This window comes from Streptomyces sp. NPDC056628 (genome assembly GCF_042792555.1).
Lineage (GTDB): Bacteria > Actinomycetota > Actinomycetes > Streptomycetales > Streptomycetaceae > Streptomyces.
Window position 1 is genome coordinate 60,221 of the sequence record NZ_JBHTWG010000006.1, and the last position, 22,133, is coordinate 82,353.

Genomic DNA, 22,133 nt, shown 5'->3' on the forward strand with positions numbered 1-22,133 from the left:
CCCGGGCGGGGGCAGGCGTGGGGGCAAACACCGCTACCCACCACCTGTCTATCGCCATGCTCTTACGGCCTGGGCGGCCCCCCCGGGGGGGCGCCCGCCTCCGATGCCCGTGACCGACTCGAGACCGAGCGCTCCGGCGCGGTCACGGCAACGTCCTGATCAGCTCGTTTGTTGCCAGTGTCCACTGGCGGAGTGTGAGCGGTCGGTGAATCCCCGTTACCGACGGGTACACAAAGGCCCCGGTGCGGCATACCCTGCGGCTCATGACGGACGCGCAGGCCCCGGCCCAGACCGGCACGAACCCCCTCGCCCCCGCCCCGGAGGGCGCCCGTACCGCGGCCGACGTGGTCACTCCCGAGCTGGTCGCCCAGCTCACCAAGGGCGTGGCCGGGTCCGGCCGTACCGCCAACCACACGCCGTTCACCGGCGAGAAGCTGGCCGACCTGCCCGAGTCGACGCCCGAGGACGTCCGTGAGGCGTTCGAGGCGGCCCGCGCGGCGCAGGCCGTCTGGGAGCAGGTCCCGGTGCGCCGGCGCGCCGCCGTCCTGCTGCGCTTCCACGACCTGGTGCTGGAACGCCAGGCGGAGGTGCTGGACCTCATCCAGCTGGAGACCGGCAAGGCCCGGCTGCACGCGCACGAGGAGGTGCAGGCCGTCGCCGTCGCGGCCCGCCACTACGGCCGCAAGGCCCCCGCCTACCTCAGGCCCAAGCGGCACACGGGCGCCATCCCCACGCTCACCCGGGTCACCGAACTGCGCCACGCGCGCGGGGTCGTGGGCCAGATCGCCCCCTGGAACTACCCGCTGGAGCTGTCCGTCGGCGACGCGCTCCCCGCGTTCGTCGCGGGCAACGCGGTCGTGATGAAGCCCGACACGGAGACCTGCCTGACCGCGCTGTGGGCGCGGGACCTGCTGATCGAGGCCGGTCTGCCCGCCGACGTCTTCCAGGTCGTGCTCGGCGAGGGCCCCGTCGTCGGCCCCGAGGTCGTCAAGCACGCCGACTACGTCTCCTTCACCGGCTCCACCCGCACCGGCCGCGAGGTCGCGCAGAGCGCCGCCGCCCGCCTGGTCGGCGTCTCGCTCGAACTCGGCGGCAAGAACGCCATGCTGGTCCTGGACGACGCCGACATCGAGAAGGCCGCCGCGGGCGCCGTCCGCGCCTGCTTCTCCTCCGCCGGCCAGCTCTGCATCTCCATCGAGCGGCTGTACGTCCACGAGTCCGTCGCCGACGCCTTCCTGGAGCGCTTCGCCGCCCGCACCAAGGCGATGCGCCTCGGCAGGTCCCTCGCCTACGGCGCCGACATGGGCTCCCTGGTCGGCGAGCGCCAGCTGGAGACCGTCACCCGGCATGTGGAGGAGGCCGTCGCCAAGGGCGCGAAGGTCGTCGCCGGCGGCGTGGCCCGCCCCGACATCGGCCCGTACTTCTTCGAGCCGACCATCCTCGACGGTGTCGAGGCCCCCATGGCCGTCTGCACCGAGGAGACCTTCGGCCCGGTCGTGTCCCTCTACCGCTTCTCCACCGACGACGAGGCGATCGAGCGGGCCAACTCCACGCCGTACGGCCTCAACGCCTCGGTGTGGACGAAGGACGGCCGCCGGGGCCGGGCGGTCGCGGCCCGGCTGCGCACCGGCACCGTGAACGTCAACGAGGGCTACGCCCCCGCCTACGGCAGCGTCCAGTCGCCGATGGGCGGCATGAAGGACTCCGGCCTCGGCCGCCGCCACGGCTCCGAGGGCATCCTCAAGTACACGGAGGCCCAGACCGTCGCCCATCAGCGGCTGCTGCCGATGGCGCCCTCGCTGGGCATGGACGACGAGAAGTACGCGCAGTTCATGAGCCGGAGCCTGCGGGTGATGAAGGCGTTCCGGTTCCGCTAGGCACCCCCTACGGCCCGCTGTCCGAGGCCACCGCACCACCGCTTTCGACGAGGAGAGCACGTGTCACAGGAGAACTCTGCCCCCGCGCAGGACGACGGTTCCGGGTACGACTACGACGTCATCGTCGTCGGATCGGGGTTCGGCGGGTCGGTCACGGCGTTGCGCCTGACCGAGAAGGGCTACCGCGTCGGCGTCCTCGAGGCCGGCCGCCGCTGGACCCGTCAGACCCTGCCGAAGAACTCCTGGGACCTGAAGAACTACCTCTGGGCCCCCAAGCTCGGCATGTACGGCATCCAGCGCATCCATCTGCTCGGCAACGTCATGGTGCTGGCGGGCGCGGGCGTCGGCGGCGGCTCCCTCAACTACGCCAACACGCTGTACGTCCCGCCGAAGCCGTTCTTCGAGGACCCCCAGTGGCGTGACATCACGGACTGGGAGCAGGAGCTTCAGCCGTACTACGACCAGGCGCAGCGCATGCTCGGCGTCCGGCTGAACCCGACGATGACCCCGTCCGACGTGCACCTCAAGGCGGCCGCCGAGAAGATGGGCGTCGGCGACACCTTCCATATGGCGCCGGTCGGCGTGTTCTTCGGCGACGGCAAGGACGCCGAGGGCACGGCGAAGGCCCGCCCCGGCGAGGAGGTGGCCGACCCGTACTTCGGCGGCGCCGGCCCGTCCCGGCGGGCCTGCTCGGAGTGCGGCGAGTGCATGACGGGCTGCCGGCACGGCGCGAAGAACACGCTCAACGAGAACTACCTGTACCTGGCCGAGAAGGCGGGCGCGGTCGTGCACCCGCTGACCACGGTCGTCTCGGTCACCGACGACTCCCAGGGCGGCTACGCCGTCGCCACCGTGCCGACGGACCGGCGCGGGAAGGGCGAGGGGCGGCTGTTCAAGGCCCGCCGGGTGGTCGTCGCGGCCGGCACGTACGGCACCCAGACCCTGCTGCACCGCATGAAGGCCGGCGGGCAGCTGCCCCACCTGTCCGACCGGCTCGGCGAGCTGACCCGCACCAACTCCGAGGCACTGGTGGGCGCGCAGACCGACACCCGGCGCTACCGCAAGCTGACGGGCGTCCCGAAGGTCGACTTCACCCGGGGAGTCGCCATCACCTCGTCCATCCACCCGGACGAGAACACCCACATCGAGCCGGTCCGCTACGGCAAGGGCTCCAACTCGATGGGCGGCCTGTCCATCCTCCAGGTCCCCTACGCCGAGGGCAGGTCCCGCGTCGGCGCCTGGCTGGCCAACGCGGCCCGGCACCCCCTGCTGGTGCTGCGCTCGCTGTCCAACCGCCGCTGGTCGGAGCGGACCATCATCGGCCTGGTCATGCAGTCCCTGGACAACTCGCTGACGACGTACCTGAAGCCGGACGGCGTCGGCAAGGGACTGCTGACCGCGCGGCAGGGCCACGGCGCGCCCAACCCCAAGCAGATCAAGACCGCTTCCGAGGCCGCCTCCGTCATCGCCGCCGACATCAACGGCTTCCCCGGCTCCAACGTCGGCGAGCTGATGGGCACTCCGCTCACCGCCCACTTCCTCGGCGGCTGCCCGATCGGCGACTCCCCGCGGACCGGTGTGATCGACCCGTACCACCGGCTGTACGGCCACCCCGGGATATCGGTCGTCGACGGGGCGGCGGTCTCCGCCAACCTGGGCGTGAACCCGTCCCTGACGATCACCGCGCAGGCCGAGCGGGCCATGTCCTTCTGGCCCAACAAGGGCGAGGCCGACCCGCGTCCCGCGCAGGGAGCGGCGTACGAGCGGCTGAAGCCCGTCGCGCCCCAGGCCCCGGTGGTCCCGACGGAGGCGTTCGGCGCACTGAAGCTGCCGTTCCTGGGGATGCCGGCGGTGCCCCCGAAGAAGTAGCGGGCGCGAGCCCGCCGGAAAACACCGAAGGACCTGCGCCCCCCTCCGAGCGCAGGTCCTTCCGTGTGGTGCGTCAGACGGCCAAGGCTCAGGCCTCGGCACCGCTCCGACGACGCTTCATCGCGAACATCACGCCGGCACCGGCGAGGATCGCGACACCGCCGACCGTGGCGACGACCGGCAGCTGAGAGCTGGAGCCGGTCTCGGCGAGGCTGCCGGTGACCTGCGGCGTGTCGCTGCTCGGCTTCTCGTCCGTGACGGGGGCCTTGCCGCCTTCCTGCGGCTCGGTACCGTCCGTGTCCGTGCCGGCGGCCACGATCTGGTACTTGTAGGCGACGTCGCCGAAGCCGATGCAGTCGCCGTCGGCGTCGCCGTAGATGGTGGCGCCGAGCGTGAAGCCGGCACCCGCGGGGGCGCTGGACTTCACGTTGACCCGCATCGGGATGTCGACCACGTAGTCGGGCTCGAGTTCGTCGGTGTAACCGACGTAGCCGACGGCGTAGCCGTCCTCGTCGAGGGTCACCCAGACCTCGTCCTCAGGGTCCCAGGCCTGGATCTCGACCTGCTTGCTCTTGAAGAGGTCCGTGCCCTCCGCGTCGGACGAGGCCCCGGCGAAGAAGTCGAGGTCCTCGAGCGTGGAGTCCGAGGTGTTGAGCACGCTCAGCGAGAACTTGTGCCATCCGCTGCCCGCGCTGATCTTGCCCGGCAGACCCGTGATGCTGACGTCGACCTTGGTGTCCTCGCAGACGGACTCCTCGGGGTCGGGCTCCTCCGTCTCCTCGGGAGTGGAGGTGCTCGGTGAGGGGCTGGCCGAGTCGGTGGCCGAGGTGCTCGGCGCCGGGGTGCTGTCGTCGTCGCTGGGAGCCGTGGTCTCGTCGTCGGCGGGAGCGGTGGTCTCGTCGTCGGCCGGCGCGGTCGTCTCGTCGTCGGCCGGTGCCGTCGTCTCGGTGTCGGCCGGAGGCGTCGTGTCACCGGTGGCCGGCGTGCTCTCCGTGCTGGCCGGCGCGGTGGTCTCGTCCGTGGCGAACGCGGCCGGCGCGGACAGCAGGGCGATCGGTGCTATGACCGCCGTCGTCGCTGCGGCGGCCAGGGCACGGCGAAGCTTCATGAAGACCTCGAAAGTCCGTTGTGCCGCCGGGCGCGGCACGGGTATCGGGAGGCCTCCGCGTGTGGGGCGCGGGTGTGGCCCTTGGTTCGCAGACTTTGATCACCGAGGGCCGGGAATGGTTGTCCTGAGCTGACAGAATATTTATGTGGCCTGGATCACAGTCGCTGGATCATGGGGCGTTTCCCCGACGTACTCTCAGCGGCCGTACCGGAGTTCGAGAGAAGGCGAGGAGGTCGGCAACCCGGCCTGCGACCGCTACGACGGCTATCCGCACCCGCGGTTCGACTCGGCGCCGCCGCCCTCCGGCGAAGCCCCCACCGGCCCGACGACGGACCCGTACGACCGCAGCAAGGGCATCCCCGAGGACCGCCGCGAGGAGTGCGGGGTCGTCAGCCGCACCTGACACGGGGACCGGGCACGAGCGGTGGGCATGAGAAGGGCCCCGCGGCGCGGGGCCGCGGGGCCCTTCTGTGGTCAGCACCAGCGTCAGGGCGCGCCGGTGCCTGGAGAGCGGCGCCGGGGGAGTGCGCCGCTGAAAGGGTCTCTCGCATCGTGCGGGACGGGCGGGGGCGCGGCAACCGCTCGGCCCGTCCCGTACTCCGTCGGTGTTTCCGCCGGCCGGCCCCGGGCGTCCCCGGAGCCGGCCGTTCTCTTGGGTGACCGGGCTGCTGTCCCCTGCCGTCCGGTCACTTACCCGGAGCGAGGTCCCACGGCGTACGGCGATCCGTACGCCACAACGCTCCGGCGAGCCACGCGTGGTTCATTCGGGCCCGCCCCTGGCTGGCACGGACACCGGTACCAACGAAGCGGTCCGGGCGGCGTCACGCTCCGACCGGGTGAGAGGGGTGCCGAACTCAGATGCGACCGCGACACAGTTCGAGCAGCGTCATCGCGAGGGCCGTCCCGGGCTTGCCCAGCGCCTCGCTGTAGTGGCCGAGGATCTCCATCTCGCGGGACAGGTTCACGCGCCGGCCGCCGGAGGTGATCCGCGCCTCCTGGATGACGGCCGACACGGCCATGCGTTCCTGGATCAGCCCGATGATCCGGTCGTCCAGGGCGTCGATGCGTTCACGGGCGCCGGTGATCACGTCCGCGGCCTCGGCGGTCCGGGCTCCGGTCACCTCGGCGGGGGTCACGTGGGTGGCGGTCATCGGGGGCTCCTCGTCGATGGGAGGTGCCCCGGAGCGGCAGGACCCGGAAACGGCAGACGCCCCGGGCCTTGTCGGCCCGGGGCGCCTGGGAAGTCGCTTGTCAGTTGCTCAAGCAGCACGACCATGGCAGCCGGCGGGCCGGGTGCCATAGGTAAACAGGAAGGTCGGGTGCGTGAGCATGCCGCCAGTATGCCGGGCTCGCCGAGGGCGTCCAAGCCGGTTCGCATCGTGAGACGGGCTTCGGCCCCGGGGCGGGCGCGCGACGCCCGGTAGACTCGGCCCCACACACACCTCGCTCACCGCCGGAAGGCAACCCGTGTCATCAGCGAACCCCGCCGCCGCCCCCGACACCGTCCTGGTCGTCGACTTCGGCGCGCAGTACGCCCAGCTCATCGCCCGTCGTGTCCGCGAGGCCAGGGTCTACAGCGAGATCGTGCCGAGCACCATGCCGGTCGCGGAGATGCTCGCCAAGAACCCGGCGGCGATCATCCTCTCCGGCGGCCCCTCGTCCGTGTACGAGGAGGGCGCCCCCCGCCTCGACCGTGAGCTGTTCGAGGCCGGTGTGCCCGTCTTCGGCATGTGCTACGGCTTCCAGTTGATGGCGCAGGTCCTCGGCGGCACGGTGGACAACACCGGCGCCCGTGAGTACGGCCGTACCGACCTGCACGTCTCCAAGGTGTCCTCCACCCTCTTCGAGGGCACCCCGGCCGAGCAGCACGTGTGGATGTCGCACGGCGACGCCTGCTCCGCCGCCCCCGAGGGCTTCGCGGTGACGGCCTCCACCGATGTCGTCCCGGTCGCCGCCTTCGAGAACGACGAGAAGCACCTCTACGGCGTCCAGTACCACCCCGAGGTCATGCACTCCACGCACGGCCAGCAGGTGCTGGAGCACTTCCTGTACCGGGGCGCCGGGCTGAAGCCCGACTGGACCACCGGCAACGTCATCGACGAGCAGGTCGCCGCGATCCGTGAGCAGGTCGGTGACAAGCGCGCCATCTGCGGTCTGTCCGGCGGCGTCGACTCCGCCGTGGCGGCGGCGCTGGTCCAGAAGGCCATCGGCTCCCAGCTGACCTGCGTGTACGTCGACCACGGGCTGATGCGCAAGGGTGAGACCGAGCAGGTCGAGAAGGACTTCGTCGCCGCGACCGGCGTCCAGCTGAAGGTCGTGGACGCCGAGGAGCGGTTCCTGAAGGCGCTCGCCGGGGTCTCCGACCCCGAGGAGAAGCGGAAGATCATCGGCCGCGAGTTCATCCGCGTCTTCGAGCAGGCCCAGGCCGAGATCATCGCCGACGAGGGCCCGGCCGTGGAGTTCCTGGTCCAGGGCACCCTCTACCCGGACGTCGTCGAGTCCGGCGGCGGCACCGGCACCGCCAACATCAAGTCCCACCACAACGTGGGCGGCCTCCCCGAGGACCTCGAGTTCCAGCTCATCGAGCCGCTGCGCAAGCTCTTCAAGGACGAGGTCCGCATGGTCGGCCAGGAGCTCGGCCTGCCGGAGGAGATCGTCCAGCGCCAGCCCTTCCCGGGTCCGGGCCTCGGCATCCGGATCGTCGGCGAGGTCACCAAGGAGCGCCTGGACCTGCTGCGCGAGGCCGACGCCATCGCCCGCGAGGAGCTGACCGCGGCGGGCCTCGACCGTGAGATCTGGCAGTGCCCCGTGGTCCTGCTCGCGGACGTCCGCAGCGTCGGCGTCCAGGGCGACGGCCGCACCTACGGCCACCCGATCGTGCTGCGCCCGGTGTCCTCCGAGGACGCCATGACCGCCGACTGGTCGCGGCTGCCGTACGACGTCCTCGGGCGGATCTCGACCCGGATCACCAACGAGGTCCGGGACGTCAACCGCGTCGTCCTCGACATCACCTCGAAGCCGCCGGGCACCATCGAGTGGGAGTGAGCACCCCCTAGACGCGCTTGATCGTGCGCACGGGCTCGCCGGGCTTCCAGATCCGGACGACGAGGTACTTCTCGTCCTCCACGGAGGTCCGCACGACCTCCGTCAGCTCGGTACGGAAGAGGTGGAACGGCTCCGGCGGTTCCACCTCTTGCGCGTACGCGGCCTTGCGCGCCGGATCCTGGACCTCGACCGCGCGCCCCGCGATCCGTACGTCGCCCCCGCCCAGGGTCTGCCCCTCCCCGGGGTTCGCCTGGAGCGCGAAGCGCGGGTCCCGGCGCAGGTCGAGGGCCTTGAGCGAGTCCGGCATCATGCCGAGCCACAGCTCGCCGTCCAGGAAGCGCACCTCCAGGCCGGAGGTACGCGGGGAGCCGTCCCGGCGCAGGGTGGCCAGGACGTGATGCGTGAACGCGCCGAAGCGCGCCTCGACGAGCCGGGCGAAGTCGGGCTCGGCGGTGACGAAGGCGGACCAGTTCGCTGTCATGCCGCCGAGTCTGACGGCGATACCCGACATCCTCTGTCCGGTTTCGCCGGACGGGCGAGGGATGTCGTCCGGTTCGCGGAGCGGGGGCCCCGGCGTGTCGGTCAGCCGGCCTGGGGGACCGGGCGCACGTAACGGTCCCGGCCGGCGTCGTCCTGGACCGTGGCGCAGCCCGCCGCCCGCAGCCGTTCGGCGATCTTCGCCCGGCGGGCGCCGTTGATCCGCAGGGAGCCGAGCAGGAACGCCGGGAGCAGTACCGCCAGCGGGAGCAGCACGGCGTACTTGCCGGTCGCCGGCGCGAGCAGCAGGAACAGGCCGGCCGAGCCCCAGGCCATGGTCAGCAGCTGCCTCCGGTTGCCGGCCAGCAGCAGGGCGTCGTACATGATGAGGTCGTTGAGCACGTCCACGTCGGCCTGCGCCTCCGGGACCGGGGTGAGCGACGCCCGGTACATGCCCGGCACCGTCCCGCCCTGGCCGACCGCGGGGAACGCGGCGAGGTTGGTCGCGGCGCGCTGCCGGTCCGCGGGGTCCCCGGAGCGGACGAGCCGCACGTGCAGGTTCTTGTACCGGCCCACGAGCCGGACCCCGCTGTAGCGGAAGCCGAAGCACTCGGCCACGTACACCAGCGCGCCGACGCTCTTGCGGTCCGAGGAGGGGACGATCAGTTCGACGTCGTCCTGGTTCGCGATCAGGCGCGTGAGGTACTTGAGATGACGTTCGGCGGTGCTCAATGGGGACTCCGGTGTGACTGAAACCAAGCGGTGAGTTTGTCGTTCCGGACCACTGACCTCCGGAGTCACGAAAGGGTTGTGCACGGCATCGTTACCTCACACCTCTGTTGTCCCCGCGCTGCCCGACGGTAACTTCCGCCCCGAACGACCCCCCAGTGCCGGAGGACACATGCACGGGACGCCCGCCGGGCCCACTCCGCCCCCGCCGCTGCCCACCGATCAGCTGCGGTTCGCCATGCCGCCGATGCACGAGTCGGTCGAGGACGAGCGCCGGCACCGCAAGGAACGGCTCGCCGGGGCGCTGCGGGTCTTCGGGAGGATGGGCTTCGAGGACGGCGTCTCCGGGCACATCACCGCACGCGACCCCGAATTCACCGACTGCTTCTGGGTCAACCCGTTCGGGATGCCCTTCAGCCACGTCACCGTCGGCGACCTCGTCCTCGCCAACTCCGACGGCCAGGTCGTCGAGGGCCGCTACCACGTGAACCAGGCCGCCTTCACCGTGCACTCCCAGGTCCACGCGGCCCGCCCCGACGTCGTCGCCGTCGCCCACTGCCACTCCGTCCACGGCCGGGCCCTCGCGGCACTGGGCGAACTCCTGGACCCGATCACCCAGGAGAGCTGCGCCTTCTACGAGGACCACGCGCTCTACGACGCCTACAGCGGGGTCGCCGTCGACGCGGCGGAGGGGCGCCGGATCGCCGCCGCCCTCGGCTCCCACAAGGCCCTCGTCCTGCGCAACCACGGCCTGCTGACCGTCGGCGACTCGGTGGACGCGGCCGCCTGGTGGTTCCTGTCCATGGAGCGCTCCAGCCAGGTGCAGCTCACGGCCCGGGCCGCGGGCCGGCCGGTCCTGATCGACCACCGCAAGGCGGTCGCCACCCGCGAACAGCTCGGCGGCGACCTGGTGGCCTGGATCAACTACCAGCCGATGTGGCAGGACATCACCCGCAGCCAGCCCGACCTGCTGGGCTGAACGGGTCGGCGCGCGGGTGCGGGCGTCAGAACCCGCGCAGCACCGCCGCCTTCGTCCGGGCGAACTCCTCGTCCGTGAGCACGCCCTCGCGATGCAGGTCGCCCAACTCGCGCAGCCGGCGCAGCAGTACGTCGTGGTGGCCGGGCGGCGCCGGAGCCGGGACCGCCGGCCGGGTCCCGTCCGGGGGAGTCGTACCCCGCCGGGTGGACGGATGCGGGAGGCGTGCCGTGACCGCGGTGGCCACCAGCGCGGTGAGCAGGTCGCGGCGGGCACTGCCCCACAGGTCCAGGGCGTACGGGTCCTTCTCCGGCGGCAGGGCGGAGAACACCGTCTCCCGGGTCACGAAGCGCAGACAGCCGTCCCCGGCACCGGAGTTGGGCACCCACTCGACCCGCACCAGGTCGTCGACGTCGATGACGCGCGGGCCCGCCGCCCGTTTGACCCGCTCCGAGGTGTCCGACCAGTCGATGCGCACCCGGCCGCCGTCGAAGGAGACCGTGCCGTCCGACGACCGCACGGAGACCGGCACCGCGGGGCCCGGCAGCAGATAGGCCGCGACCGGCTCCTTCGGGACCCGGTCCAGGAGCAGCGCGCCGCGGATCTCCTCGGCCAGGTACGCGGCCACCCCCGCACGGTCGGTGTCCACCGCCAGCCGGTACGGGTCCGACGCCTGCGGCAGCCGGCCCCCGGTCGCCTGCAGCAGCGGATCGGCGCCCTCGCGCAGCCGCATCCGCAGTCGGCCCCGCCTGCGTTCCGGTTCGAACGCGACGCTCGCGACCGCCTCCAGGGGCACGGCGATCTCGCCGTACGTCTGCCGGAACAGCGGCACGGAACGGTGGAGCCCCGGCGTGATCCGGACGGTCGTGCCGTCGAAGGCCCAGGTCCCGTCACGCTGGATGATCTCGGCCATGAGGGAATTCTCGCAGCCGGGTCAACACGGCAGGGCCGCGCTCACCTGTGCCGACCGGGCCTGCCGAGTGGTCGGTGGGTGGAGTACGGCACAATTCGTCGTCATCGGACGGGAGTTGTGGGCCGGGCGCGGGCGGCGCGGCTCTCCCGGAGGAACCCGTGGCGCCGCAGGGCGGGCGGGCGTGAGGTCGTTGGAAGGCGGGCGTCGGGCGTGGCGGTGCAGGAGGCAGGGCGGAGCGGCGCGGTGGAGCGCCCGCACGGGGGTGGCTGCACGTGCGGGGACTGCCCGCACGGGGCGCGTGCGGGACACCGGCGGGCGGTGGCCGAATTCCTGCTGAGGCGGGACGAGTTCGCCGCCGGACAGGGACTCCCGGCGGCCGTGGCCCACTCGGCCTCGGCCTCCCGCCAGTGGGTGTCCGAGGAGCTGACGCAGTCCGCGGAACACGTCGCCGAACGCGGCCGGGCCGAGGGCGAGGCCTGGCTGGGACGGCTGTGGTGGCGCACGGCCTGCGTCGTCTGGGGACTGGTCGTGGCGCTGCTCCTCGCGCAGGCGCTCACGGCGGTCGGGGCGGGCTGGACGGCGGCCCGTACGGCCGGGCTGCTCGCGGCGGTGGTGACGGCGGCGGCGCTCACCGCGGCGTCCTGGTTCCACCGGGCGCGCGGCGGGGCCCTGGCGCCGGTCGTCGGCGAGGACAACCGGCTGTCCACCTCGCGCGCGGTCGCCGGGGCCTGGGTCCTCTTCCTGGCGTACGCCGTGCTCGTCCTGGCCGGGCGGCTTGCCGCCGCCTCCGGCCACGCGGAGCGCGACGCGCTGATCGAAGGGCTGGAACTGCGGCGCGGCGCCGGTGTGGTGACCGTGCTCGCCGTGGTGTGCGCGATCGCCGTGCTGGTGAGGCGGGTCGTCGGGGTGCGGGTGTTCGGGCAGCGGCTGCAGAAGGTGCGCGCGGACCGGCCCCGGGCCGCGGACCTGCTGACGGACGACTCGGGGCGGGGGACGTTCGCCGACATCCAGTACGTCGTCATCGGCGCGGTGGCCCTGCTGTTCGCCGCGGTACGGCTGGGGCGGCGGCCGGACCAGCTGCCCGACCTGCCGTGGGGTCTCGCGGTCGTCGTACTGATCTCGGCGGCGACGTATCTGGCCGGGAAGTACGCGGAGGGCGGTCGCCCGGTGATCCTCTCCGTGGTGCGGGCCCGGGAGGCGGGGGACCTCGACGCCCCGATCCGCACCGGCGACGACATCGAGATCCGGGGAGCGGGGTTCGTGCCGCCGGGGGCGCAGCGGGCCGACCGGCTGGCGCGGATGGTCGTACGCATCGGAGCGGTGCATGTGCATGTGCCGCTGGTGCCGGTGAGCGGCGGGTTCAGCAACCCGACCGACACCGTGCTCACCGTGCCGGTCCCGGCCGACGTGGAGCCGGGACGGGTCGAAGTGCAGGTGGTGACCGCGGCCGGCGTCGAGACCAACCGCTACGCCATCGACGTCACCGAGTGACCGGTGCCGTTCGGCCACTTGGCCGTGTTCAGTGATTGAAGTTTTGACTGGATGCGGCGGAGAATGCCGGGGTGCCGCGCGGCTGAGCGCTGCGGCAGTTCCCTACGTATGGTCGGGCCAGGGATCACGGCAGGCGAGAGGCGGCTACGGGTGATGACTCACGGTATGCACACGGGTTCCTCCAGCGGCTGGAGGGACACGGCCACCCGCTACGCACTGCTTCCGCTCCGCATCTTCCTCGGCGTCACCTTCATCTACGCCGGACTGGACAAGCTGACGGACAGCGCCTTCCTGAAGGACTCCGGGGCCGGGTCCATCGGGGACATGATGCGCGCGGTGCGGGACTCGGCGGCCATCCCGGCCATGGTGGACATGGCCCTCGACGCCCCGGTGGCCTTCGGGTACGCCATCGCCTTGGGTGAACTGGCCGTCGGCATCGGCGCCCTCGTCGGACTGCTCGCCCGACTGGCGGCCCTGGGCGGCGCGCTGATCTCGCTGAGTCTGTGGCTCACCGTCAGCTGGGCCTCCGACCCCTACTACTACGGCAACGACCTGGCCTATCTCATGGCCTGGCTGCCGCTCGTGCTGGCGGGCGCGCCGGTGTTCTCCCTCGACGCCCTCCTCCACGCACGGCGACGGGAGCGCGTCGCGATTCCTATGACCCCCCGCCCGGGTCAGGGGCGGGACTCCTCGCGGGGCGGGGTGCGGTGACGGCGGGTGGCACGGGCCAGGAGCCCCACCGCGCCCGCCAGGAACAGTCCCCCGACGACCAGCGGGATCACCGCGAACCACGGCGCCTCCCACGCGCCCGCCGCGTCCCCCACGAAGACCACGCCCGCGGCGCTCAGGAAGGTGCCGGCGACCAGCCGGCCCGGCTGGAACTCATGACGTGGCACGGCTCACCTCCGCCTGCCCGATCCCGACGCTCAGGTCGAGCTCCAGCGTGCCCGCGCTGCTGGTGCCCCCGGCCGGTTCCAGCGTCAGCTCCTTGTGCTTGCCCGGTGCCACGTCGACGTCCCGGCTGTCGTCGCCCGGCAGCTGGATGTCGCCCACGCCGACGTCCACGCTCAGATCCACCGTGACCCCCTTGGGGACGATCACCTTCAGCCGGCCGACCCCCACATCGGCCCGCGTGGTGACCGTCCGGTCGGGCTTGAACGCCACCCCGCTCAGGTCGAGGGTGCCGGCACCGGTGCCCAGCTCGTACCCGGGCCGCACGTCCGCGGCCGTCGCCGGGCTCCACGTCGTCTCGACCCAGTGGGTGCCGATGTCCTTCGGCAGGGCCGTGGACGCGGCCAGCAGGCCCGCCGTGACGACCGCGAGGAAGACGGTGCCCGCTCCCGTACGGCCCAGGAACGCGCTGAGCGCGATGCCCAGGCCGAACACGAGCAGGGCACAGGCCAGTCCGGTCTGCAGGCTGGTGCCGAGCGGCTGGTCGTGCCAGGTACCGCCCGTCCCCAGCGCCCCCGCGAGCAGGGCCAGCAGAAACACCCGGCCGCCGATCCGGCGGGGACCGCGCGGCCGGGGCGGGGCCGGGCGGCGCACGCGTATCTCCTCCCGGCTGCCCCGGGTGCCGCGCCCGATCGCGACCGCCGCCGCCATGTCCCGGTCGTGGACGTCACGCGGACCCCACAGATAGCCGGTGCCGCCCTCATGGGTGCCGTCCTTGACGATCGGGTCCCGCCACCAGGAGGGGTAGGCGGCCGGGACCGGCGGCGCCTGCGCCTCCGGCGGCGCATCGGCCACCGCCTGCACGGCGAGCGGGTCCGGGTCGGGGGCGCCGCGGTGCCGCGACCAGTAGCCGGCGCCCGCCAGGAGGAAGGACAGGACGACGGCGAAGGTCAGCACGCCGCCGTTCCTCAGCATCGTCAGGAAGACACCGCAGCCCACCAGCGCGAACAGCACGGCTGTCAGCGCGTGGCCGTCGACCCGGCCGGTGAACAGCTTGCGCACCTCGTTCTCGTCCTCGTCCTCGTACGGGACGAGCAGCCAGGCGAAGCCGTAGAAGATCAGGCCGATGCCGCCGGTCGCGGAGAGCACGGCGAGGGTGATCCGGAAGATCACCGGGTCCATGTCGCACTGCCGCCCCAGACCCGCGCACACGCCGGCCAGCATCTTGTGCGGCCGGTCCCGCCGGAACCGGTGCGGCGGCCCCGACGCCGCGGCCGTGTCCGCCGCCGCGCCCTCCGCTGCTCGCGTGCCCGTGCGTGTGCGCGGTTCCTCACCCGCGCCGCCCGCGGACGCCCGGCCGGACGTGGTGCCCGCGGGGGGCACGGCGTCCGGCTCGGGCCCGGAGTCCGCGGCGTGCTGGTGATCTGTCATGGGTCCATGGTGACGGGCGGGTCGGCGTGGCGGGAGTCGGGACGACCCTGGTCGGACCCTGATATCGCCCTGAGGCGGGGGAGGGGGAAGCGTGCGAGCCGGCCGGGGCCGAAGATCAGGGGAGTCTAGGGGGCGGACCCTGATGCCCGGATGGGCCGCCCGTGTGACCATCAATGGCATGCCGGAAGCCGCAGCAGCGCCACTCGCCGAACCGCGGCCGCCGCGCAAGCTCTACCGCAGCAGTGACGGCCGCTGGCTCGGGGGCGTGGCGCGGGGGCTCGCCGGACACCTCGGGCTGCCTGTCATCTGGGTGCGGCTCGTCTTCGTCGGCCTGTTCATGGCGGACGGCCTCGGCGCCCTGCTGTACGCAGCGTTCTGGTTCTTCGTGCCGCTCGGCGTCGGCGGTGTCGGCGCCCAGCGCCCCTCCCCCTTCACCACCGAGACCGCGGCCGACGGCCGCCGCAGACTCGTCGCCCGCAAGCCGGACAAGGGGCAGATCGTCGCGCTGCTCCTCATGGTCGTGGTGGCCGTCGTCTTCGTCGGCAGCGTGGACGTCGGCAACGGCGCCAAGGCCTATCTCCTGCCCGCCGTGCTCGTCGGGGCGGGCGTCGCCCTCGTCTGGCGCCAGGCGGACAACGCCCGCCGGGCCCGCTGGATGGAGGTCGGCCGCCGCCGGCGCACCCTGACCCTGCTGCGCGCCGCCGCCGGCGTCGTCCTCGTCACGACCGGCGTCTCCGGCATCTTCGTGCTCCAGGGCTCCGCCGCCCACCTCGGCTCCGTCCTCCAGGCCGCCCTCGCCGTGCTCGTGGGGATAACGCTCCTCGCGGGCCCGTACCTCGTGCGGATGACCCAGGACCTGTCGGAGGAACGGCTGATGCGCATCCGCGCCCAGGAGCGCGCCGAGGTCGCCGCACACGTGCACGACTCGGTGCTGCACACCCTGACCCTGATCCAGCGCAACGCGGAGAACGCGAACGAGGTCCGCCGCCTCGCCCGCGCCCAGGAGCGCGACCTGCGCACCTGGCTGTACAAACCCGAGGGCACCGGCAAGGACGAGGCGGACGAACCGACACACCTCGCCGACGCCGTCCGGCGCAACGCGGCGGAGGTGGAGGACAAGCACGGCGTCCCGATCGAGGTCGTCGTCGTCGGCGACTGCCCCCTCGACGAGAAGACCGCCGCACAGATGCAGGCCGCGCGCGAGGCGATGGTGAACGCCGCCAAGTACGGTGGCGAGGGCGGCGCCGTGCAGGTCTTCGCGGAGGTGGAGGGCCGGACCGTCTTCGTCTCCGTCCGGGACCGCGGCCCGGGCTTCGACCTGGACGCGATACCCGCCGACCGCATGGGCGTCAGAGAATCGATCATCGGCCGTATGGAACGCAACGGCGGCACGGCCCGGCTGCGGGCGGTGCCCGGCGGCGGCACGGAGGTCGAACTGGAGATGGAGAGGGCGGAGAAGACGTCATGAGTGACCCGACCGAGGTGAGCGAGCCCGTGGAGTCGACCGGGGGGAGCGCGGGCGAGCGGCGGGTGCGCGTGGTCCTCGTCGACGACCACCGCATGTTCCGCACCGGAGTCCAGGCCGAGATCGGCCGGACCGACGAGACGGGCGTCGAAGTCGTCGGTGAGGCCGCCGACGTCGACCAGGCGGTCACGGTCATCACCGCGACCCGTCCCGAGGTCGTCCTCCTGGACGTGCACCTGCCCGGCGGAGGAGGCGTCGAAGTGCTGCGGCGCTGCGCCCCGTTGATGGCGGACGCCGAGCGGCCCGTCCGCTTCCTCGCGCTCTCCGTCTCGGACGCCGCGGAGGACGTCATCGGTGTGATCCGGGGCGGTGCGCGCGGCTATGTCACCAAGACGATCACCGGCACCGACCTGGTCGACTCGATCTTCCGCGTCCAGGACGGCGACGCGGTGTTCTCGCCGCGCCTCGCCGGCTTCGTCCTGGACGCCTTCGCGTCGACGGACGCGCCGCCCGTCGACGAGGACCTGGACCGGCTCACCCAGCGCGAGCGGGAGGTTCTGCGGCTCATCGCGCGGGGGTACGCCTACAAGGAGATAGCCAAGCAGCTGTTCATCTCGGTGAAGACGGTCGAGTCCCATGTCTCGGCGGTGCTGCGCAAGCTCCAGCTGTCCAACCGGCACGAGCTGACCCGGTGGGCGACGGCACGGCGTCTGGTCTGACCCCGGCCCCGTCCGGTCACGCCACGCGGGTGGCCCCCGCGAACGGCATCTCGTCGACGGGGGCCACCCGCACCGGCGCGGACGGGTTGGGGGCGTGGATCATCTGCCCGTTGCCGATGTAGAGGCCGACGTGGCTGATGCCGGAGTAGAAGAACACCAGGTCCCCGGGGAGCAGTTCGGAGCGGGAGACCCTGCGGCCCGCGCCGATCTGGCTGTAGGTCGTCCGGGGCAGGGAGACACCGGCCGCGCGGTAGGCGGCCTGCGTCAGGCCCGAGCAGTCGAAGGCGTCGGGACCGGTCGCCCCCCAGACGTAGGGGCTGCCGAGTTTGGTGTAGGCGTACGACACGGCGGCCGCGGCCCGTGCGTTCGGGGCCTGCGCCGCCGCCGGCCCGGGTGCGGCGAGGGCGGTGCGGGCGCCGGAGGCCGAGCGGTCGGCGCGGCCGTCGAGCAGGGCGCGTGCGTCGCCGGTCAGCCGGGCCAGGTGAGCGCGGGCCGCGTCCAGCTTGCCGGTGATCGTCTTCTTGTGCCGCCGGAGTTCCGCCCGGCGTGACGTCAGTGACTCCAGTTCGACGCGTGCGGCGCCGCGCAGTTGCTCGATCTCGCGCAGCTGCCGGCGGACCTCGGCGACGGAGGCCGCCTGCCGGTTGCCGGCGCGCTCGGCGAACTCCGCGCCGTCGAGATAGCGGTCCGGGTCGGAGGAGAGCGCGAGCTGGAAGGCCGGGTCGAGGCCGCCGTCCCGGTACTGGGCCGCCGCCATCGAACCCAGGGCTTCGCGGGCCGCGTTCAGCTTCTGCGTCTTGCGCGCGGCCTCGTCCTGCAGGGTGCGGATCCGCCGGCGGGCCGCCTCGGCCTTCTCCTGCGCGCCGTTGTACTTCTGGGTGGCGACCTCCGCCTCCTGGTACAGCTTGTCCACCTCCGCCTTGACCTGCGCCGGTGTCTGCTGCGGCTCCGCGTGTGCGGTCCCGTCGAGCCCCGTCGCCGTCGCCGTGCCCGCCAGCGCGATCGTCCAGGCCGTCCGCGCCGTGCGGGCCGCGCCGCCGGCGGTCGTTCTCGAGCGGGGTTTGCGGTGCGCTGCCACGTGGACTGCACGTCCTTCCGTACGGGGGACTCGCGCGTCCGGCGGCGACCCGCACAGGGGGAGCGGACCGCCGCCGGACCTTTCTCGGCGGTGGTGACCGACGGCCGCCCCTGGCCCGGGCGGCGGTGGGGAGCCGGTCACCTGGGGGAGGACGCTAAACCGCAATGTGTCGAGGCGGTAACGAGTTGTGCGGAAGTGCCGAGGAGAGGACCGGGCGTGACCGTAAGTGAGCGTGACGCCGGGAAGGCCGCGTCTTGTTCACGCTGGGTGCTGACCGATGTGCGGGTTCGGCGGGTGAGGGGAGGGACGGGGTGCTATGGGGCGCATATATGCACCGGCGCCGGGCCCGGCTCCCGCCGCGCACCCGGTGACGGCTTCGGCCGGGGCGGTCGTTAGGCTCCGGCCCCATGGACGTACTCATCCACCTGTTCGTGGGCCTGCACATCGTCGGGATCGCCGCGCTGCTCGGCGGTTTCCTCACCCAGATGAAGGCGATGGGCCAGGGCACCGCCCGGTTCGTGCCCGCGATGCTGCACGGCGCGCTGACCATGCTGGTCACGGGAGTGGTCCTGGTCGGCCTGAACCAGGCGGACGACCAGTCGGTCAACAACGTCAAGATCGGCGTGAAGCTGGCGCTGCTGGTCGTGATCCTCGGACTCGTCTATGTGAAGCGGGACGAGGAGAAGGTGGACACGAAGCTGTTCGGCCTGGTGGGGCTGCTGACCCTGGCCAACATCTTCATCGCCGTGCTCTGGACGTGACGCCGGCCGGGGGACCGGCCGCGAGGTGGTGGCGTACGGCGCCGGCGGCGACCGCGAGCCACACCGCCACCGCGATCCACAGCAGGACCTCGCCGGGAACCTCCAGCCACGGGACGTCCAGGGTGGCGGAGACGGAGAGCGACGCCGCCGCCGACAGGCCCATCGAGAAGACGGTCGACCAGCGGCGTACGTCGTAGCGCGGCCTCGGCCGGGCGATCTCGGCGACGAGCAGGACGGCGTACCAGGCCATGTCCAGGGCGACCAGGGCGAAGGTCACCGTGCGCAGCACGTCGAAGTCGTCGTCGTTCCACAGATACAGGCCGGACCCGTCGGCGGCGAGGAGCCGGGCACCGGCCAGGGCGGAGATCGCGAGCGCGCCGCCCGCGACCCAGTGGTCGCCGGGGCCGCGGACGACCTCCCGCCGGTCGAAGCGGGTCAGGGCCACGGCGTACAGGAGCAGGCCGAGCCAGAACAGCACCAGGGCCGCGTGCGCGAGCCAGGCCGCCTCCGCCGTGGCGGCCAGGGTGGCCGCGAGGACGGCGACCCCCTGGGTGGCGACGCAGCCGAGGAAGACGGACCCCGGCATCCCGTGACGCCAGTGACACACGACGACGTACAGCAGGCCCGGCCAGAGCACGAAGGCGAGGGCCAGCAGCGCCTCGGCGAGGGTCTGCCGGCCCGCCACGGCGAAGCGGGTGCCCAGCACCGCGGTCGCGGCGACGGCGCAGAGCGAGGCCGGGGTGACCGCCTCCCTCAGCCACGCGGAGCGGTGCCACCGGAGCCGGGCGAGGAGGTCGCAGGCGAGGGCCGCCCAGGCGACGCACGCCAGGGCGAGGGCGATCCGGGACAGGGTCGCGTGGCCCGTCTGGTGCAGGGCCACCGAGATGATGCCGGTGGCCAGGACCGAGGCGCCGGTGGCGGGGGGACGGCGCGACCACCAGGCGGGCAGGGGGGACGCGGGCGGGGGCGTGGCGGCGGGCATGGGCCGATGCTAAGGAGCGCGTCGCAGGGCGCGGGCGGGGGCGCGCGCGGGGGGTGGGTGAATCGACGAGCAGGGCGCGCGGGGGAGCCGGACTCGCCGACGCCCTCCCGCGGCCGTTCCTCAGACCCGGTCCAGCGGCCGGTGCGGCCCGTCCGGCAGCTCCACGTCGATCGCGTCGCCGGGTCGCACCACGCCGCCTTCCGCGACGACGCCCATGATTCCGGCCTTGCGCAGGAGGCGGCCGGCCTCGTCGCGGCCCACGACCTGCTTGAGCAGCCCGTCCTGGAAGTGGTCGATCTGCAGGCACGGGTTCCGCAGCCCGGTGACCTCGACCACCGCCTCGGCGCCGATGCGCAGCAGCGTGCCCACCGGAAGTCCGAGCAGGTCCAGGCCGCGCGTGGTGACGTTCTCCCCGAGCTCGCCGGGCGCCACCCGGAACTCCGCCTCGGCGAGTTCGGCGAAGAGCTCCTCATGGATGAGGTGCACCTGGCGCAGGTTCGGCTGCGTGGGGTCCTGGGCGAGGCGCGAGCGGTGCTTCACCGTCACCCCCGCGTGGACGTCCCCGTCCACCCCCAGACCCGCCAGCAGTGTGATGCTCTCCCGGTTCGGCTTCGTGAACGAGTACACCTCGTTCCTGCTGACCGCCGTCACGACTCCGGTCATGGACGTCGTGGACGTCATGGACACGGCCCCCCCTCGTTCGCCCCGGCCCTCACGCCGGGCGGACCACACTGTGGATCGACGACTCGCCGTCGTAGTAGATCGACTCCTCGCGGACGTACGCGCCGGGCTTCGGGGCGTGGATCATCATGCCGTTGCCGATGTAGAGGCCCACGTGGGTGACGTCGTCGTAGAAGAAGACCAGGTCACCGGGCTGGGCGCTGGACAGCGGGACCGTGGTGCCCGCGCTGACCTGGTCGTAGGTGACGCGCGGGATGTCCACGCCGGCGGCCTTCCAGGCGGCCTGGGTGAGGCCGGAGCAGTCGTAGGAGCCGGGGCCGGTGGCGCCCCAGACGTACGGCTTGCCGATCTGGGTGCGGGCGAAGGCCAGCGCCTTCCCGGCCCTCGTGGCGTACGACCCGTCCGGGACGGTGCTGCCCTGCTCCCGCTGATCCTGTTCCTGCCGCTGTGCGGCCTCCTCGCGGCGGCGCTCGGCCTGCGCCTGCTGCCGGGCCAGCTCCTCGGCCTTGCGGGCGGCCTCTTCCTGCTTGCGCTTCTCGATCGTGGCGAGGCGGGCCTTCTCCTGCGCGGTCAGCTCGGAGAGCAGCCGACGCGCGTCCCCGAGCTTCTTCTGGACGGTGGACTTGGCGGTCCGCAGGTCCTTCTGCGACGCGGTGAGCGTCTCGAGGCTCCTGGTGGCCTCCTGCCGCTTCTTCATCGTCGCGGACTGATCGGTGAAGTACTCGTCCACCGACTGCTTCTGACGGCCCGTCATGCGGCTCATCAGCTGGGACTGGTCGAAGTAGTCCTGGGGGCTGTCCGCGAGGAGGAACGTCGCGGTGTCCGGGGCGGCGGCGCCGGTGCGGTACTGGGCGGCGGCGTTGCGGCCGAGCTCCTCGCGCGCGTCGTTGAGTTTCTGCGTGCGCCGGGCGACGTCGTCGAGGAGGGTGTCGACGCGCTTGCGCTGCTTGGTCGTCTTCTCCTTGGCCGCGTTGTACTTCTCGGTGGCCGACTCCGCCTGGCGGTACAGGTCGTCGACCTTCTTCTCGACCTCTTCGAGGCTCGGCCTGTCGTCGGAGGACGGGTTCGCGTGTGCCGTCTGGGACAGCAGGGCCACGGAGGTGAGGGCCGCGGTGGCCAGCGCGGGGGTCCGTATGCCTGCCACGCGCGTTCCGGAGGGACGCGACTTGCGGTGCGACGCCAAGGGAGGCGACTCCTTCCATGCTCCGCCTACCGGGTTAGCTGTCGGGTTCGGGCGGGTGGTTCGGAAGGGTTGCCCTACGGCCGCTCCCGGGACGGGGAGTCGGGCCGATTCACCCCAAGTTCGGTGGGTCCCCGGCTCCGGATGCACCGGACTCGGCGGAGGCCGCACGGCCCGGCGTCGTTCGCCGGTGGGGGTCGCACGGCCTGCCCGGCACGGTAGCCAACCGGTGTGGCCGCTGTGAAGGTTGATGTGCGATATGCCCGATACATTTTCGTGACCTTCGGTCCGGGGGGCGGGTGGAGGGGGGCGGCTCGGGCAACTGATGCCGTTCTGAGGCCATCGATGCATCTTGTTCCTACTGGGCCGATATCCACTGCTTGGCGCCGGGCGGTGTGTGACGTGATGGCATGACTTCGAACGGTAATCGGCGGGCCGGGCATCGGCCCGGAAGGTGTGA

General features: G+C 72.5%; 21 protein-coding genes and 1 riboswitch. Of the genes, 10 read left to right on the forward strand and 11 right to left on the reverse strand.

Going from position 1 to position 22,133, the window contains the following annotated elements; translation table 11 throughout:
- Window positions 1-263 precede the first annotated feature (263 nt).
- Window positions 264-1,877, forward strand: coding sequence for a succinic semialdehyde dehydrogenase (locus tag ACFRAC_RS10895; protein WP_382923343.1), 1,614 nt, complete (start codon window positions 264-266; stop codon window positions 1,875-1,877).
- Window positions 1,878-1,937: 60 nt separating this feature from the next.
- Entirely contained in the window at window positions 1,938-3,746 is a 1,809-nt protein-coding gene (locus ACFRAC_RS10900; RefSeq protein WP_382923346.1) for a GMC family oxidoreductase N-terminal domain-containing protein, read from the forward strand.
- Between the two features lie 88 nt (window positions 3,747-3,834).
- On the opposite strand, the gene ACFRAC_RS10905 is transcribed toward ACFRAC_RS10900, so the two are convergent.
- Complete coding sequence (locus tag ACFRAC_RS10905) at window positions 3,835-4,854, reverse strand: LAETG motif-containing sortase-dependent surface protein (protein ID WP_382923348.1); 1,020 nt, start codon at window positions 4,852-4,854, stop codon at window positions 3,835-3,837.
- A gap of 145 nt (window positions 4,855-4,999) precedes the next feature.
- Between ACFRAC_RS10905 and ACFRAC_RS10910 the strand changes: the two genes are divergently transcribed.
- Window positions 5,000-5,257, forward strand: a complete 258-nt coding sequence (locus tag ACFRAC_RS10910) for a hypothetical protein (protein ID WP_382923350.1) — start codon at window positions 5,000-5,002, stop codon at window positions 5,255-5,257.
- 451 nt (window positions 5,258-5,708) lie between these two features.
- Here ACFRAC_RS10910 and ACFRAC_RS10915 read toward each other — a convergent pair whose 3' ends face one another.
- Entirely contained in the window at window positions 5,709-6,005 is a 297-nt protein-coding gene (locus ACFRAC_RS10915) for a chorismate mutase (RefSeq protein ID WP_382923352.1), read from the reverse strand.
- Between the two features lie 316 nt (window positions 6,006-6,321).
- Between ACFRAC_RS10915 and guaA the strand changes: the two genes are divergently transcribed.
- Window positions 6,322-7,899, forward strand: a complete 1,578-nt coding sequence (gene guaA / locus ACFRAC_RS10920) for a glutamine-hydrolyzing GMP synthase (RefSeq protein ID WP_382923354.1) — start codon at window positions 6,322-6,324, stop codon at window positions 7,897-7,899.
- 7 nt (window positions 7,900-7,906) lie between these two features.
- On the opposite strand, the gene ACFRAC_RS10925 is transcribed toward guaA, so the two are convergent.
- Window positions 7,907-8,380, reverse strand: a complete 474-nt coding sequence (locus ACFRAC_RS10925; RefSeq protein WP_382923356.1) for a pyridoxamine 5'-phosphate oxidase family protein — start codon at window positions 8,378-8,380, stop codon at window positions 7,907-7,909.
- Window positions 8,381-8,481: 101 nt separating this feature from the next.
- Window positions 8,482-9,108 carry a hypothetical protein gene (locus tag ACFRAC_RS10930; protein ID WP_382923358.1) on the reverse strand — a complete coding sequence of 209 codons (627 nt, stop codon included), beginning with the start codon at window positions 9,106-9,108 and terminating at the stop codon, window positions 8,482-8,484.
- A 169-nt stretch (window positions 9,109-9,277) separates the two neighbouring features.
- Here ACFRAC_RS10930 and ACFRAC_RS10935 point away from each other — a divergent pair, with 169 nt between their 5' ends.
- Window positions 9,278-10,084 carry a class II aldolase/adducin family protein gene (locus ACFRAC_RS10935; protein WP_382923360.1) on the forward strand — a complete coding sequence of 269 codons (807 nt, stop codon included), beginning with the start codon at window positions 9,278-9,280 and terminating at the stop codon, window positions 10,082-10,084.
- Between the two features lie 25 nt (window positions 10,085-10,109).
- On the opposite strand, the gene ACFRAC_RS10940 is transcribed toward ACFRAC_RS10935, so the two are convergent.
- Window positions 10,110-10,994 carry a DUF4429 domain-containing protein gene (locus ACFRAC_RS10940; protein WP_382923362.1) on the reverse strand — a complete coding sequence of 295 codons (885 nt, stop codon included), beginning with the start codon at window positions 10,992-10,994 and terminating at the stop codon, window positions 10,110-10,112.
- Window positions 10,995-11,204: 210 nt separating this feature from the next.
- On the opposite strand from ACFRAC_RS10940, the gene ACFRAC_RS10945 reads away from it, so the two are divergent.
- Together ACFRAC_RS10945 and ACFRAC_RS10950 are read left to right on the forward strand one after the other, a co-directional pair.
- Window positions 11,205-12,485 (forward strand): hypothetical protein, encoded by a 1,281-nt coding sequence (locus tag ACFRAC_RS10945; protein WP_382923364.1) that lies wholly within the window; start codon window positions 11,205-11,207, stop codon window positions 12,483-12,485.
- A 153-nt stretch (window positions 12,486-12,638) separates the two neighbouring features.
- The gene (locus ACFRAC_RS10950; protein ID WP_382923365.1) at window positions 12,639-13,196 is read left to right on the forward strand and encodes a DoxX family protein; all 558 of its coding nucleotides are present in this window, start codon (window positions 12,639-12,641) and stop codon (window positions 13,194-13,196) included.
- Here ACFRAC_RS10950 and ACFRAC_RS10955 read toward each other — a convergent pair.
- The gene (locus tag ACFRAC_RS10955) at window positions 13,160-13,381 is read right to left on the reverse strand and encodes a hypothetical protein (protein ID WP_382923367.1); all 222 of its coding nucleotides are present in this window, start codon (window positions 13,379-13,381) and stop codon (window positions 13,160-13,162) included. The genes ACFRAC_RS10950 and ACFRAC_RS10955 overlap by 37 nt on opposite strands.
- On the reverse strand, window positions 13,368-14,807 hold the full coding sequence (locus tag ACFRAC_RS10960; protein ID WP_382923369.1) for a PspC domain-containing protein: 1,440 nt from the start codon (window positions 14,805-14,807) through the stop codon (window positions 13,368-13,370). The genes ACFRAC_RS10955 and ACFRAC_RS10960 overlap by 14 nt, the downstream gene beginning before the upstream one ends.
- 178 nt (window positions 14,808-14,985) lie before the next feature.
- Here ACFRAC_RS10960 and ACFRAC_RS10965 point away from each other — a divergent pair, with 178 nt between their 5' ends.
- Together ACFRAC_RS10965 and ACFRAC_RS10970 are read left to right on the forward strand one after the other, a co-directional pair.
- A complete protein-coding gene (locus ACFRAC_RS10965) occupies window positions 14,986-16,275 on the forward strand; it encodes a PspC domain-containing protein (RefSeq protein ID WP_382923371.1) in 1,290 nt (429 codons plus the stop codon).
- Window positions 16,272-16,991 carry a response regulator transcription factor gene (locus ACFRAC_RS10970; protein ID WP_361347568.1) on the forward strand — a complete coding sequence of 240 codons (720 nt, stop codon included), beginning with the start codon at window positions 16,272-16,274 and terminating at the stop codon, window positions 16,989-16,991. The genes ACFRAC_RS10965 and ACFRAC_RS10970 overlap by 4 nt, the downstream gene beginning before the upstream one ends.
- 16 nt (window positions 16,992-17,007) lie before the next feature.
- On the opposite strand, the gene ACFRAC_RS10975 is transcribed toward ACFRAC_RS10970, so the two are convergent.
- Window positions 17,008-18,069: an NlpC/P60 family protein gene (locus ACFRAC_RS10975; protein ID WP_382923374.1), complete on the reverse strand. Its 1,062-nt coding sequence runs from the start codon at window positions 18,067-18,069 to the stop codon at window positions 17,008-17,010.
- A 407-nt stretch (window positions 18,070-18,476) separates the two neighbouring features.
- Here ACFRAC_RS10975 and ACFRAC_RS10980 point away from each other — a divergent pair, with 407 nt between their 5' ends.
- Window positions 18,477-18,830, forward strand: coding sequence for a hypothetical protein (locus ACFRAC_RS10980; protein ID WP_382923376.1), 354 nt, complete (start codon window positions 18,477-18,479; stop codon window positions 18,828-18,830).
- On the opposite strand, the gene ACFRAC_RS10985 is transcribed toward ACFRAC_RS10980, so the two are convergent.
- From ACFRAC_RS10985 to ACFRAC_RS10995, 3 genes are all read right to left on the reverse strand, one after another.
- On the reverse strand, window positions 18,808-19,812 hold the full coding sequence (locus ACFRAC_RS10985; protein ID WP_382923378.1) for a tellurite resistance/C4-dicarboxylate transporter family protein: 1,005 nt from the start codon (window positions 19,810-19,812) through the stop codon (window positions 18,808-18,810). The genes ACFRAC_RS10980 and ACFRAC_RS10985 overlap by 23 nt on opposite strands.
- Before the next feature lie 120 nt (window positions 19,813-19,932).
- A complete protein-coding gene (locus tag ACFRAC_RS10990; protein WP_382923725.1) occupies window positions 19,933-20,475 on the reverse strand; it encodes an MOSC domain-containing protein in 543 nt (180 codons plus the stop codon).
- A gap of 49 nt (window positions 20,476-20,524) precedes the next feature.
- On the reverse strand, window positions 20,525-21,676 hold the full coding sequence (locus ACFRAC_RS10995) for an NlpC/P60 family protein (protein ID WP_382923380.1): 1,152 nt from the start codon (window positions 21,674-21,676) through the stop codon (window positions 20,525-20,527).
- An 8-nt stretch (window positions 21,677-21,684) separates the two neighbouring features.
- A riboswitch (cyclic di-AMP (ydaO/yuaA leader) is annotated at window positions 21,685-21,844 on the reverse strand.
- Window positions 21,845-22,133: the final 289 nt, after the last annotated feature.

Bases quoted from the DNA above. Each gene is read 5' to 3' on its own strand.
- ACFRAC_RS10895 (WP_382923343.1), top strand. From the start codon at position 264: ATGACGGACGCGCAGGCCCCGGCCCAGACCGGCACGAACCCCCTCGCC.
- ACFRAC_RS10905 (WP_382923348.1), bottom strand. From the start codon at position 4,854: ATGAAGCTTCGCCGTGCCCTGGCCGCCGCAGCGACGACGGCGGTCATA.
- ACFRAC_RS10915 (WP_382923352.1), bottom strand. From the start codon at position 6,005: ATGACCGCCACCCACGTGACCCCCGCCGAGGTGACCGGAGCCCGGACC.
- ACFRAC_RS10925 (WP_382923356.1), bottom strand. From the start codon at position 8,380: ATGACAGCGAACTGGTCCGCCTTCGTCACCGCCGAGCCCGACTTCGCC.
- ACFRAC_RS10935 (WP_382923360.1), top strand. From the start codon at position 9,278: ATGCACGGGACGCCCGCCGGGCCCACTCCGCCCCCGCCGCTGCCCACC.
- ACFRAC_RS10940 (WP_382923362.1), bottom strand. From the start codon at position 10,994: ATGGCCGAGATCATCCAGCGTGACGGGACCTGGGCCTTCGACGGCACG.
- ACFRAC_RS10950 (WP_382923365.1), top strand. From the start codon at position 12,639: ATGACTCACGGTATGCACACGGGTTCCTCCAGCGGCTGGAGGGACACG.
- ACFRAC_RS10960 (WP_382923369.1), bottom strand. From the start codon at position 14,807: ATGACAGATCACCAGCACGCCGCGGACTCCGGGCCCGAGCCGGACGCC.
- ACFRAC_RS10965 (WP_382923371.1), top strand. From the start codon at position 14,986: ATGCCGGAAGCCGCAGCAGCGCCACTCGCCGAACCGCGGCCGCCGCGC.
- ACFRAC_RS10970 (WP_361347568.1), top strand. From the start codon at position 16,272: ATGAGTGACCCGACCGAGGTGAGCGAGCCCGTGGAGTCGACCGGGGGG.
- ACFRAC_RS10980 (WP_382923376.1), top strand. From the start codon at position 18,477: ATGGACGTACTCATCCACCTGTTCGTGGGCCTGCACATCGTCGGGATC.
- ACFRAC_RS10985 (WP_382923378.1), bottom strand. From the start codon at position 19,812: ATGCCCGCCGCCACGCCCCCGCCCGCGTCCCCCCTGCCCGCCTGGTGG.
- ACFRAC_RS10990 (WP_382923725.1), bottom strand. From the start codon at position 20,475: ATGACCGGAGTCGTGACGGCGGTCAGCAGGAACGAGGTGTACTCGTTC.